General features: G+C 48.4%; 12 protein-coding genes. All 12 read left to right on the top strand.

Translation table 11 applies throughout. The features are described from left to right. Positions 1 to 45: 45 nt before the first annotated feature. The 12 genes from I8U21_RS13080 to I8U21_RS13025 all read left to right on the top strand — a co-directional run bounded on the left by I8U21_RS13080 (position 46) and on the right by I8U21_RS13025 (position 13237). A complete protein-coding gene (locus I8U21_RS13080; RefSeq protein WP_198054049.1) occupies positions 46 to 3519 on the top strand; it encodes a DNA polymerase III subunit alpha in 3474 nt (1157 codons plus the stop codon). Between the two features lie 4 nt (positions 3520 to 3523). Next, positions 3524 to 4018, top strand: a complete 495-nt coding sequence (locus I8U21_RS13075; protein WP_181732475.1) for a phosphatidylglycerophosphatase A family protein — start codon at positions 3524 to 3526, stop codon at positions 4016 to 4018. A 183-nt stretch (positions 4019 to 4201) separates the two neighbouring features. Further along, positions 4202 to 4660, top strand: a complete 459-nt coding sequence (locus I8U21_RS13070; protein WP_181732474.1) for a hypothetical protein — start codon at positions 4202 to 4204, stop codon at positions 4658 to 4660. Between the two features lie 159 nt (positions 4661 to 4819). Continuing rightward, positions 4820 to 5209: a hypothetical protein gene (locus I8U21_RS13065; protein WP_181732473.1), complete on the top strand. Its 390-nt coding sequence runs from the start codon at positions 4820 to 4822 to the stop codon at positions 5207 to 5209. 204 nt (positions 5210 to 5413) lie between these two features. Continuing rightward, on the top strand, positions 5414 to 6652 hold the full coding sequence (gene ystJ, locus I8U21_RS13060) for an NADP-dependent malic enzyme (RefSeq protein WP_304650714.1): 1239 nt from the start codon (positions 5414 to 5416) through the stop codon (positions 6650 to 6652). A gap of 28 nt (positions 6653 to 6680) precedes the next feature. Then, positions 6681 to 7403, top strand: coding sequence for a FadR/GntR family transcriptional regulator (locus tag I8U21_RS13055; RefSeq protein WP_232333884.1), 723 nt, complete (start codon positions 6681 to 6683; stop codon positions 7401 to 7403). Between the two features lie 28 nt (positions 7404 to 7431). Then, entirely contained in the window at positions 7432 to 8289 is an 858-nt protein-coding gene (gene accD / locus I8U21_RS13050) for an acetyl-CoA carboxylase, carboxyltransferase subunit beta (protein WP_198054048.1), read from the top strand. Beyond that, positions 8289 to 9254 (top strand): acetyl-CoA carboxylase carboxyltransferase subunit alpha, encoded by a 966-nt coding sequence (locus tag I8U21_RS13045; protein WP_181732470.1) that lies wholly within the window; start codon positions 8289 to 8291, stop codon positions 9252 to 9254. The genes accD and I8U21_RS13045 overlap by 1 nt, the downstream gene beginning before the upstream one ends. A 93-nt stretch (positions 9255 to 9347) precedes the next feature. Beyond that, positions 9348 to 10307, top strand: coding sequence for a 6-phosphofructokinase (pfkA, locus tag I8U21_RS13040; RefSeq protein ID WP_181732469.1), 960 nt, complete (start codon positions 9348 to 9350; stop codon positions 10305 to 10307). Positions 10308 to 10328: 21 nt separating this feature from the next. After that, positions 10329 to 12083 (top strand): pyruvate kinase, encoded by a 1755-nt coding sequence (gene pyk, locus I8U21_RS13035; RefSeq protein WP_198054047.1) that lies wholly within the window; start codon positions 10329 to 10331, stop codon positions 12081 to 12083. 321 nt (positions 12084 to 12404) lie between these two features. Further along, the gene (locus I8U21_RS13030) at positions 12405 to 12836 is read left to right on the top strand and encodes an acyl-CoA thioesterase (protein ID WP_198054046.1); all 432 of its coding nucleotides are present in this window, start codon (positions 12405 to 12407) and stop codon (positions 12834 to 12836) included. Then, positions 12833 to 13237, top strand: coding sequence for an FxsA family protein (locus I8U21_RS13025; protein ID WP_232333883.1), 405 nt, complete (start codon positions 12833 to 12835; stop codon positions 13235 to 13237). The genes I8U21_RS13030 and I8U21_RS13025 overlap by 4 nt, the downstream gene beginning before the upstream one ends. Positions 13238 to 13268: the final 31 nt, after the last annotated feature.

The raw sequence follows: 13268 nt of genomic DNA, 5'->3' as shown, positions 1-13268 counted from the left end.
ATGAGGACGACCTTCTTTGATATAATGGGAGAAAGATGGGAGGTGATGGCTGTGGAACCGGATGAATTTGTCCACTTACACCTGCACACGGAATACAGTTTGTTGGACGGGGCGGCCCGGATCAAAGAGGTGGTTGCCAAAGCAAAACAGCTGGGGATGAAGGCGCTGGCCATCAGCGACCACGGCGTGATGTACGGTGTGATCCCTTTTTACCGGGCCTGTCTGGAAGAAGGAATCAAACCCATCATTGGTTGTGAAATGTATTTGACGGACGATTACACGAAAAAAACGCCCCTCAAGGAGCAAAAAACATACCATTTGCTGCTCCTTGCCGAGTCCAATGAAGGATACCAAAATTTGATCCGCCTATGTACCGAAGCCCATTTGCGGGGATTTCACCATAAACCGCGAATTGACCGGAACTTGCTTCGAAAACACGCTGCCGGTTTGATCGCAACCAGTTCTTGTCTGAAGGGGGAGATTCCGCAGGCGATTTTAAACGGCCAATATGAAAAAGCCAGTCGTTTGATCCGGGAATATTTGGATATTTTTGGGAAAAATTGCTTTTATCTGGAATTGCAGGATCATGGGTTGCCGGAACAAAAGCAGGTGAACCGGGTGCTGATCAAGTGGGCGGAAGAATTCAAGATTCCACTCATTGCCACCAATGATGTCCATTACGTGGAAAAAAATGATCATGAAATTCATGATTGTTTATTATGTATAGGAACAGGCAGTAAATTGGATGATGTGCATCGGTTTCGTTTCGGTTCGGATCAATTTTATTTAAAGTCGAAAAATGAGATGAAGGAGCGTTTTCGGCATGTGCCGGAAGCCATCCAAAATACGGCCAAAATTGCCGAGCGTTGTCATGTGACGATTCCACTCGGGCAAAAATGGTTTCCCCGCTTCCCTGTCCCGGACGGGATGAGCGCGAGAGATTACTTGAAAAAACTATGTTTAAAGGGAGCGGAGGAAAGGTATGAAAAAATCACCGACGAAATATTAAACCGGCTTCACTATGAATTGGAAACCATTGATCAAATGGATCTGAACGATTATTTTCTGGTGGTTTGGGATTTTGTCCGTTTTGCGCATGAAAACGGGATTGCGGTCGGTCCCGGACGCGGTTCGGCCGCCGGAAGCCTGGTGGCCTACCTGCTGAACATCACCCAGATCGATCCCATCCGGTACGGTCTGTTGTTTGAACGGTTTTTAAACCCGGAGAGGATCAGCATGCCGGACATCGATATCGACTTTAACTATGAGCGGCGGGATGAAGTGATTCGGTATGTTGTCGAAAAATACGGCGCGGATCACGTTGCGCACATCATTACCTTTGGAACCATGGCCCCCAGGGCGGCGGTCCGGGATCTGGGGCGTGTGATGGATTATCCCTATCCAGAGGTGGACCGGCTGGCAAAAATGATTCCGGCAAGCCCCGGGATGACCATGAAGAAGGCCTATCAATCTGAACCACGGTTGAAACAGCAAACCTTGGACCCGGCTGTGGGTAAATTGCTGAAAGCGGCGGAAAAAGTGGAGGGGATGCCGAGACATGTATCCACGCATGCCGCCGGTGTGGTCATTTCCAGCGAACCCCTGACCCGCTTCGTTCCGTTACAGGAAGGAAGTGAAGGAATTCCGCTGACGCAATATCCGATGGAGGTCTTGGAGAAGATCGGCCTTCTCAAAGTGGATTTTTTGGGGCTTCGCAATTTGACCATTATTGAAAATGCGCTTCGACTCATCAAAGAAACCCACGGACAGACACCGGATTTTTCGCAAATGGAATATGATGACCCGGCCACTTACCGGATGTTGTCCCGTGGCGAGACCGTCGGCGTTTTCCAGTTGGAGTCTTTCGGGATGCGGCAAGTGCTCAAAGAATTAAAGCCAACCCGTTTTGAGGATCTGATCGCGGTGCTCGCCTTATATCGTCCGGGCCCCATGGAACAGATTCCGCGGTTTATCCGCGCCAAACACGGGCTGGAGAAGGTGGATTATCTGCATCCGGATCTGGAAGAGATCCTGGAAGGTACGTACGGGATTATCGTCTATCAGGAGCAAATCATGAAAATCGCCGCCAAAATGGCCGGCTTTTCACTGGGGCAGGCAGATATCTTGCGACGGGCCGTCAGCAAAAAGGAAAAAAGCTTGTTGTTGGAACAGCGGCAGGCGTTTGTCAAAGGTTGCATCGGACAAGGCTATGATGAATCGACGGCAGAACAAATTTATGATTTGATTGTCCGGTTTGCCGATTACGGGTTTAACCGGAGCCATTCGGCGGCCTATGGCGTGCTTGCTTATCAGACGGCTTATTTGAAAGCCAATTATCCGCTTGAATTCATGACGGCGCTTTTGGCCACCGTGATGGGGAATCATGACAAAATGGCCGAATATATTGAGGAAGCGAAAAGGATGAATTTGCCGGTCCTGCCTCCGGACATTCAAAAGAGCCAACGGACGTTTACGGTGGAAGGCCGGGCGATCCGGTTCGGGCTGTTGGCCGTCAAAAACGTTGGCGCCCATGCCATCCGCAATATCATTGAAGCGCGGAAAGAAGGGCCGTTTAAGGATTTGTTGGATTTGTGCCGGCGTGTGGACTTAAGAATCTGCAACCGGCGTGTCTTGGAATCGTTGATCGAATGCGGGGCGACGGATTCGTTTCCGGGGCACCGGGCACAAAATTTATCCGTTCTCGACGATGTTATGGAGCAGGCAATGCTGGAAAAACAACTGGCCGACAAAGACCAGTTAAGCTTTGCATTTTCCGGTTCCAACGGGGAGGACATTCAATTTCACCTGTCCCAAAGCCGGGTGACCCCTTACTCGCGGGAAGAAAAGTTGGAAAAGGAAAAAGAACTTTTGGGATTGTATTTGTCGGGCCACCCTCTGGATGCTTATCAAGAAGAGATCCGGAAATCCACCACTCATACGATTCCGGAATTAAAGTGCCTGCCGGACAAAAGCCGGGTTTGGATTGCCGGGCAAGTCACCAGATTAAAAGTCATTCAAACCAAAAAAGGGGAACCCATGGGCTTTATGACGCTTGCCGACCGGCACGGCGAAGTGGAAACGATCTTTTTTCCCAAAGCTTTCTCCCGATACCGGGATGATGTGAAAGACGGGACGATGGTGCTGGTCAAAGGAAGCGTCCAAACCGACCCGGATGACCGGGTTCAAGTGGTTGTGGATGCATTGATGGATTTGAAAGCGGTGAAAGCACACCGGCCGGATAATCCGCAGGGGGTGTATTTGCGCATTACCCCTGAGTTGGAACAAGCGGAAAAATTAAACCGGTTAAAAGCAGTCATTCTTCGAAACCGGGGACGGATTCCCGTTTATCTTTATTATGAGCGGATGAAACAAGTGCGTGCGTTGCCGGTTGATCAATACGGGATCGCATGGACAGAGGCGTGTGTCAACCAACTGAAACAGATTGTCGGGGAAGAAGGGCTGCGGGTCAAAAGAGAGACGGAAGGCACAAACAGGCGACAAGCCGCTAAGAGAAGGTGAGATTTTGTTTTATGAACATTCCTTGAAGCTGCTGGAAGAACGCGGGGTGACCGTCGAAGGAATCGCGGAGATCGTTTATCAGTTGCAATCGCCGTACAACAAGGATCTGTCGCTTCAAACCTGCGTTGAAAATGTGAAAGCCGTATTGAAAAAAAGGGAAGTGCAACATGCCATTATCACGGGTGTGTCCTTGGATATGCTGGCAGAACAAAAGAAGTTGCCCGAGCCTTTTCAAACCATCATGGAAGTGGACGAACCGCTGTACGGAATTGATGAAATTCTGGCACTCAGCATCACGAATGTCTATGGAACCATCGGCCTGACCAGTTTTGGTTATCTGGATAAAAACAAAGTCGGGATCATGGAGAAATTAAATAACCACGGGAAACAGATTCATGTGTTTTTGGATGACATTGTCGCCGGCGTGGCGGCGGCGGCATCCGCCAGGATTGCTCATCAACATCCCGATACCAATCCATATATGAAAAATCAACCTTGATCTTTGCAAAGAAGTGTTTGCCGGGAGGCGGACACTTCTTTTTTTGACCGTTTGTTCACAAGTTTTTCTTTTTATTTGCTTTCTTTAATGAAAAATTCCCCTGATTGTTTATAATAAAAGTAGATGAAATCATTCACAAATTGTTTTTAGAATATTTTTTTATATTTGACAAGGAGGATGTGAATGAAAAAGGCCATCCGCAGGCTGTGGAAACAGCAAGAGTCCCGTGAACTGTTGGATCCCGTTTATCATGAGCAATACTGTATCTATTTTGAAAAAGAAAAGATTTTTTTCGTTTCGTTTATAAATGAAATAAAAAAAGAAGAAGTTTTTACAAATGAAAAATTGGTTGCGCAAAAACTGGAGCCTTTGTACGAACGGTTTCAATCCGGAATTGATGATTATCTGGAAAATGTGTTTGCGTCCCAAAAAGTTTGGCGTTTCTTTGATGTGAATTACGGGTTGGATATCAGGGTGAACCGTCAGAAGGAAGAGCCCGGATGGGAAGTGTGGATGGGAGAAGATTTAAGCTTTTTGACTTTGCAGCACCGGGAAGCGAGGGAATATGTTTTGGGATTGATCACAAAGGGGGAATGCTGGTTTCAACGGGAAGCCAAAAAAGAAATGGGTTTGGTGCTGTGAAAGGAAATACGGAAAAGCTCGCATGCGGGCTTTTCTTCTGCGGGAGATCATAGATTTTATTTATCCGAATGAATAAAAACATAAACACCGAGAATGGTCAGCGGGATGAAAAGCTGATTGGATACATAAGAAAAGATGGTTCAGAAAGGTGGAGAGCAGATGAAAAACATCCGGTTTCCGGTTTTTCTTTCTCTTTTGGCTGGTTTGATTTTGATGTCGGCTTGTGCCCGTCCGGAAACGACAGAGCGTTTGTCCGGAAAAACGAAACACTGGGAAGCGTCGGTGGAATACCATCACAGAGAAGACACCAGCGAAGAAAAACTGATGATCCGGTATATCGGCGGGGAAGCGGCTTTTGTGGGACCGGTTCACTATCTGTTGAAATCCGGGCAAAACGTTTTAAGCGAGGAGAAAACGTTTTTGGATGGCAATGGCCAGGTGGTCATGAATTCGGTTTTGAAAGACACTTCCCCGGTGGAGGGAACGGACCGGTTGACGCTGGAAATCCGGTGGGACGAACAAAAAGAGGAGGTTTTGCTGACAAAATAACGGGTTAAGGGGCAAAAATCCGGAACGATGAATAAAAGTCTGAAAATAAAGAAAAATAACTGTGTGCATCCGATGAGACAAGCACAGGCTTTGTGAGGGGTTATACAAAGTCACAACAGCCATTTTCACTTCCCCGGCTGTTCTGGTATAATGTGACTTATTAGTGGTCAGACCACTTATTCGGAGAAAAGGAGCGAGTCGGTATTGGCTAATTTGCGCGAAGAAGCATTGCGGTTGCATCGGGAAAAGCGCGGGAAGCTGACGATGCAATCAAAGGTTCCTGTCGAGTCGGCGTATGATCTCAGTTTGGCTTACTCACCGGGTGTTGCCGAACCTTGCCGGGAAATTCACAAGGATCCGGGTGTCATTTATGATTATACGATGAAAGGGAATCTGGTTGCTGTCGTTACGGACGGCACCGCCGTGTTGGGGTTGGGAAACATCGGTCCCAGAGCCGCCCTGCCGGTGATGGAAGGAAAAGCGGTCCTGTTCAAATCATTTGCAGGGGTGGATGCAATTCCGATTTGCCTTGATACGACAGAAATCGATAAAATTGTAGAGACGGTCAAATTCATGTCCCCCACATTTGGCGGGGTTAACTTGGAGGATATCGCGGCTCCCAACTGTTTCATCATTGAAGAGCGGTTGAAAAAAGAACTGGACATCCCGGTCTTTCACGATGATCAGCACGGCACCGCCATTGTCACCTTGGCCGGGTTGATCAACGCTTTGAAAGTGGTTGGCAAAAAGATGGAAGAAATCCGGGTTGTCGCCAATGGTGCCGGAGCCGCGGGAATTGCCATTATTCAAATGTTGCTCAATATGGGCGTCCGCGATGTGGTGATGTGTGACAGCAAAGGCGCCATTTACAAAGGGCGTCCCTACGGGATGAATCCCGTGAAGGAAAAAGTGGCTGAAATGACCAATCACCGGATGCTTCGCGGGGAATTGGCCGATGTGATGAAAGGCGCCGATGTGTTTATCGGTGTTTCGGTTGCCGGTGCGGTGACGCCGGAAATGGTACGATCCATGAACAAAGACCCGATTATTTTTGCCATGGCCAATCCCGTTCCGGAAATCATGCCGGAAGAAGCGAAACAAGCCGGGGCCAAAGTGGTGGGAACCGGACGTTCCGATTTCCCCAATCAGGTGAACAATGTGCTGGCCTTTCCGGGCATTTTTCGGGGATCCCTGGATGTGAGGGCCAAAGCGATCAATGAGGAAATGAAAATTGCCGCCGCGTATGGAATCGCCAGTCTGATTGAGGAGCATGAGTTGAGTCCGGATTATGTGATTCCTGCTCCTTTTGATCCGCGGGTGGCCCCGAAAGTGGCCATGGAAGTTGCCAAAGCGGCGATGGAAACCGGTGAGGCGCGAATTCAAGTCGACCCGGAGGAAATTCGCCAAAAAACCATGCAATTGACCAAAGTATATGTACCATGACAGAAATAAGGCGTGATGGATGAAAACGATGAGTGGATCCAGTAAATTTGAAGCAATCTTTAAAGGAATACACCAACTGATAGAAGAAGACGGGCTCAGGCCGGGTGACCGCCTCCCTTCTGAGAGAGAATTGTCCGAGCGGTTGAATGCCGGACGATCGTCGGTGCGGGAGGTTTTGCGCTCACTCGAACTGTTGGGATTGATCAGTACCCGGAGAGGGGAAGGAACTTTCCTGGAGCCTGTCTATGCCCATCAATTTGTCGATCTGTTGGCAGGATTCATTTTAAAAAACGAAAATGCCAAGAAAGACGTCATGGAAATGCGGATGATCCTGGAGATCGGGGCGGTTCGTCTCATTCAAAGGCACCAGGTGACCAAAGAGCAAACGGCTCATTTGGAATATCTGGTGGAAAAAATGAAAAGGCTGGTTTATGATCATCAAAATCCAAAAAAAGTGATGATGGATTTTCATGCTTATTTGATCAAGTTAACAGACAACTATCTGTTAACCCGTGTTTGGCATCCCGTCGTTTGTTTTGAAAAGGCGATCAGCAAAGAGAAGGGCGATGAGGAGAAGATCTATCCGAAGATGATCGTGTGCTACGAGGAAATTGTGGATGCAATCAAGGAAAAACGGGAGTGGTCCGCCATCTCTTGCTTGGAACGGCTCTTTGCCGCCTGGCGTTCGATTCGGACCGGAATCAGTCATCATGAATCAACAAGTGGAATGGAACTCGATTTGACAGATTGAAAAGAAGACTTTCAGAGAAGGTGTTAACGTGTTACGAGATTTATTCAGGAAACAGAAAAAGTACGCAACCATTCCTTCAGAACAGGTCAAAAAAGAGATTCCCGAAGGGATTATGCAAAAATGCCCGAAATGCCGGACAATCTTGATTACAAAAGAGCTGGAAAAAAAACTGAAAGTGTGCAAGGCGTGCGGTTATCATTTTCCCATGACCGCATGGGAGCGCATTGAGTCATTGGTGGACAGCGGATGTTTCATCGAATATGACGCGGATTTGCAGTCGGCCGACCCTTTGGAGTTTCCGGGCTATCAGGGGAAACTGAAAAAAGATATGGAAAAAAGCAACCTGAATGAAGCCATTGTCACCGGCGAAGGGAACATGGGAGGCTATCCGGTTGTGTTGGGTGTGATGGACTCCCGTTTCCGCATGGGGAGCATGGGGTCGGTCGTCGGGGAAAAAATTGCCCGTGCGGCGGAAAGAGCGATACTGAAGAAGTACCCGTTTATTCTGTTTTGTGCTTCCGGAGGGGCACGGATGCAGGAAGGGATTTTATCCTTGATGCAAATGGCCAAGACCAGTGCGGCTCTGGAAAAATTGCACCGGAATCATGTATTGTTTGTTTCTGTTTTGACCCATCCGACCACGGGCGGAGTCTCTGCGAGCTTTGCTTCCCTCGGGGATATCAACATCGCGGAACCGGGGGCCTTGATCGGATTTGCAGGGCGCCGGGTCATCGAGCAGACGGTTCGCCAAAAACTGCCGGATGATTTTCAGACAGCGGAGTTTTTGTTGAAACACGGCCAGTTGGATCAAGTGGTTCCCCGTTCAGATATGCGTGAAACCCTGATACGGATTTTGGATTTTCACGCGGATAGGAGGGAAGCTTGATGAAAAATGCATTGCCATTTGAAAAACCACTGATTGAATTGAGAAAAAGAATTGAGGAACTGGAGAATTTTTCGCAGGAAAAAAATCTTGATTTGTCGGATGAAATTGCAAAGTTGCAAGACAGAGCCGCCCGTTTGGAAAATGAGATATACGGGAATTTGACAACCTGGCAAAAGATCCAGATTGCCCGGCATGCGAACCGTCCGACGACCTTGCATTACATCCGGACCATTTTTACCGATTTTATGGAATTGCACGGGGACCGGCTCTACGGGGATGATCCGGCGATTGTCGGAGGCATTGCCAAGTTGGACGGGCGTCCGGTGACGGTGATCGGGCATGAACGGGGCACGGACACAAAAGATAAAATTGCCCGCAATTTCGGTCTTCCCCATCCGGAAGGATACCGAAAAGCGCTTCGTTTGATGCAGCAAGCGGATAAGTTCGGCCGTCCGATCATTTGCTTCATCGATACACAAGGGGCCCATCCGGGAATTGAAGCGGAAGAACGGGGACAGAGTGAAGCGATCGCCCGCAATTTGCGGGAAATGGCCGGTTTTTCGGTCCCGATCATCTGTGTCATCACCGGGGAAGGAGGCAGTGGAGGCGCACTCGGCATCGGTGTCGGCAACCGCTTGTTGATGCTGGAACATGCTTATTATTCGGTGATTTCGCCGGAAGGGGCCGCAGCCATTTTGTGGCGGGATGCGGCAAAAGCCCAGGAAGCAGCCGAAGCTTTGAAGATAACCTCCGCCGATTTGAAAAAATTAGGAGTCATTGACGAAATTATTTCAGAACCAAAAGGTGGAGCTCACCATAATCCCATGTTACAATCAAAATATATTAAACAAGCAATAAATAAACATCTGACATCTTTGCTTTTGCTCTCAGGAGACGAACTGATTGAGGATCGGTATCAAAAATTTTCCAAGATCGGAGAATTTACTTCGATGGTCACAAAGTAGAAGCCGTTTTGACGGTTTCTCTTTTTGTCCCGGTTGGACGTTTTATGTCCCTGAGGGCTGGGATATACTGAATCTGATGAGGTGATTTGAACAATGAAGCGTATAGCTGTACTTACCAGTGGCGGTGACGCTCCGGGCATGAACGCCGCCATTCGTGCCGTTGTGCGCAGCGGACATTATCACGGCCTGGAAGTGTATGGAGTGATCCGCGGATATACCGGTTTGATCAACGGGGATATCCGTCCGTTGAGTTTAAGATCAGTCGGGGATATCATTCATCGCGGCGGTACCATTTTATATAGTGCTCGTTGCAAAGAGTTTCAAACCGAGGAAGGCCGGAAAAAAGCGGTTGAGCAATTGAGAAAGCATGAAATCGACGGATTGGTGGTTATCGGCGGAGACGGCAGTTTCCGGGGAGCCCAAAAATTGACGGCATTGGGTTTCCCTGCTGTGGGTGTTCCCGGAACCATTGATAATGACATTCCGGGTACAGATTTTACGATCGGGTTTGACACAGCGGTCAACACCGTCATCGACTGCATTGACAAGATCCGGGATACTGCCACTTCCCATGAGCGCACATATGTGATCGAAGTGATGGGAAGAAATGCGGGGGACATTGCCCTCTGGTCCGGATTGGCCGACGGGGCCGAATCCATCCTGATTCCGGAATCGCCGTATGATCTGGATGATGTGGTGCGCCGGTTGAAACAAGCAACGGAAAGCGGGAAAAAACACAGCATCATCATTGTTGCCGAGGGTGTGGGCAGCGGCGTCGAATTTGCGGAGAAAATCAAAGAAAAACTCAGCGTTGAGACAAGAGTGACCGTGTTGGGACATGTGCAACGCGGAGGGTCTCCTACTGCTTTCGACCGTGTTTTAGCCAGCCGGATGGGAGCTAAAGCGGTCGATCTTTTGCGTGCGGGAGAAAAGGATAAAATGGTGGCGATCCAAAACAATAAATTGGTCGGAATTGACTTTGATGAGGCTTTTTCCATGAAGCATCAACCCGATATGGAACTATATGACTTGGCAAAGATATTATCGATTTAACATGAGGAGATGAGTAGCAGGATGCTTCGTAAAACAAAGATTGTCTGTACGATTGGCCCGGCGAGTGAAAAGATCCCGGTGTTAAAAAAGCTGATTCAAAGCGGCATGGATGTGGCCCGCTTGAATTTTTCCCACGGCTCTCATGAAGAACATAAACAGCGGATTGAAAATATCCGGCAAGCGGCAAAAGAAGAAGGAAAAAATATTGCGATTTTGCTGGATACCAAAGGTCCGGAAATTCGCACCGGCGATTTGGAAAAGCCGGAAATTGAATTGGTTGCCGGAAACAAGGTCACACTGACAACAGAACCGGTCTTGGGGAATGAAGAACGGATTTCCGTCTCCTACCAAGGATTGCCGCAGGATGTCCAACCGGGCGCCACGATTTTGATTGATGACGGTTTGATCGGTTTAACCGTGGAACGGGTCCATGGCTCCGAGATCGAATGCACCATTGACAATGGCGGCGTTTTAAAAAGCCGCAAAGGGGTGAATATTCCGGGGGTCAAAATAAATCTTCCGGGCATCACGGAAAAAGATGCCAAGGATATTCTTTTCGGCATTGAACAGGGAGTCGATTTTATCGCGGCCTCTTTTGTGAGAAAGCCCCAGGATGTTTTGGAAATCCGGGAAATTTTGGAGGAGCACCAAGCCCATATCCCAATCATCTCCAAAATTGAAAACCAGGAAGGAATTTACAACCTGGACAGTATCTTGGATGTCAGTGACGGCTTGATGGTGGCCCGTGGCGATTTGGGAGTGGAGATTCCCGTTGAAGAAGTGCCGATTGTGCAAAAAGAAATGATCAAAAAATGCAACCACCTGGGCAAACCGGTGATCACGGCGACGCAAATGCTGGATTCCATGCAACGCAATCCAAGGCCCACCCGGGCGGAAGCCAGCGACGTGGCCAATGCGATTTTGGACGGAACCGATGCCATCATGTTGTCCGGGGAAACGGCGGCCGGGAAATATCCGGTGGAATCCGTCAGTACCATGGCGCGGATTGCCATTCGCACGGAATCATCGCTTCGGTATCAGGAACGTTTTCAACAAAAAATCAGAGAGATCAGCCACACGATTACCGAGTCCATCAGCCAGGCCGTGGTGCATACCTCTTACAAATTGGAATGTTCGGCAATCGTGACCCCGACCGAAACCGGATATACCGCACGCATGGTGTCCAAATACCGCCCGAAAACTCCCGTGATTGCCGTGACACCCAATGAATCGACCTTGCGAAAATTATCGCTGGTTTGGGGAGTTTATCCCATCAAGGGAATCAATGCGGAAACAACGGATGAAATGTTCACTTATGCCATTTCCACGGCACTGGAAAACCAATATGTGAAACAAGGAGATCTGGTCGTCATTACGGCCGGGGTGCCAGTCGGAAAATCAGGAACCACCAATTTGATGAAAGTGCATGTGATCGGCGGCGTGTTGGCGCAAGGACAGGGAATCGGCAAACGCGTCGTGACCGGTCCGGTGATCGTGGCAAAAAATGCGGATGAGTTGAATCGCAAGATGGTCAAAGGCGGTATCATTGTGACACACAGTACGGACAAAGACATGATGGAAGCATTTAAAAAGGCTTCGGCCGTGATTACCGAAGAAGGCGGTTTGACTTCGCATGCTGCGGTTGTCGGTGTCAGCCTGGGCATCCCGGTGGTAGTGGGAGTGCAAGACGCCGTGAAACTGTTGGCAAACGAAAGTGAAGTGACCGTCGACGGGGAACACGGACAAATTTACTCCGGAAGGGCAAACGTTTTGTAGAAAAAAGCGCTGGATCCACCAGCGCTTTTTCTTTAAAACGTTTATGATTAAAATGAAAATGGAACCAGGCCCAAACGCGGAAAGACCCACCAGCGAAGTTTCCTGCGCAACTTTTTCTTCTTTTTGCGGCTCATTGATCTCCCTCCTTGTTTGTATATGGATTGGATGAAGAGGGTGGTTACTCACATTATGTGAGAGGAAGATTTAAATTATGTGTGAAGAAAGCTCCCGTTTGGTTAATGCTAAGGCTATTATAAAAAAAGGTTGACAAATAAAACAATATGTCAAAAGTCACCGGTGCTATTCGAAGGGGGAATCCGTATGATGAAAAAGACGTCCGAAACGAAGCTGCGTGTCCGTTATCAGGAAACAGACCAAATGGGTGTGGTCTATCATGCCAATTATCTGGTTTGGTTTGAGTCGGGGCGTACCGAATTCATGAGAGAACACGGATTTTCATATAAAAAATTGGAAGAGAAAGGTATTTTGCTGCCGGTTGTGGATATTCACTGCAAATATCTGTATTCGGCAAAATATGATGATTTGGTGGTTGTGCGGACAAGCATCAAAGACTGGAACAAGTGGAAAATCATTTTTTCTTATGAAGTGCTGAACCATGAGACCGGCCAATGTCTGGCAAAAGGGGAATCCTCTCATTTATGGGTGGACCGGGACATGAAGCGGGTGAATTTGAAGAAAGCGGTTCCGGAGCTTTATGATTGGTTCATCCGTTTCACGGGGGAAGGAAAATGAGAAATCTGTTTTTGCTTCTTCTCACTGCGATCATTGTCATCCCGGCATTGGAAATCTGGTTGTTTATTGAAATCGGCGGCTGGATCGGGACACTGCCAACCATCATGCTCGTCTTTTTGAGTGCAGTGCTGGGAGCCTGGTTAGCCAGACGGGAAGGCTGGAATACGTACCGGTTGGCCATGATCCAAATGCAAAAAGGGGAATTGCCCGGCGAAGCTTTGATTGACGGGGCCTGTATTTTGAGCGGAGGCATTTTGCTCATCACGCCTGGATTTTTTACGGATGCGGCCGGTTTTCTTTTGGTCTTTCCTTATACCCGTGCAATAGTCAAGCATTGGATCATCCGATGGTTGAAGAAAAAATTTGAACGTGGGGAAATCATATGGTACCGGAGATATTGAAAAGGAGTCCGAATCGGACTCCTTGTTTGCT

Origin of the sequence: Thermoactinomyces sp. CICC 23799 (genome assembly GCF_016055145.1) — a bacterium.
GTDB lineage: Bacteria > Bacillota > Bacilli > Thermoactinomycetales > Thermoactinomycetaceae > Thermoactinomyces > Thermoactinomyces intermedius.
Note: the sequence above shows the minus strand (reverse complement) of the source record. Positions and strands in the feature narration are given on the sequence as shown.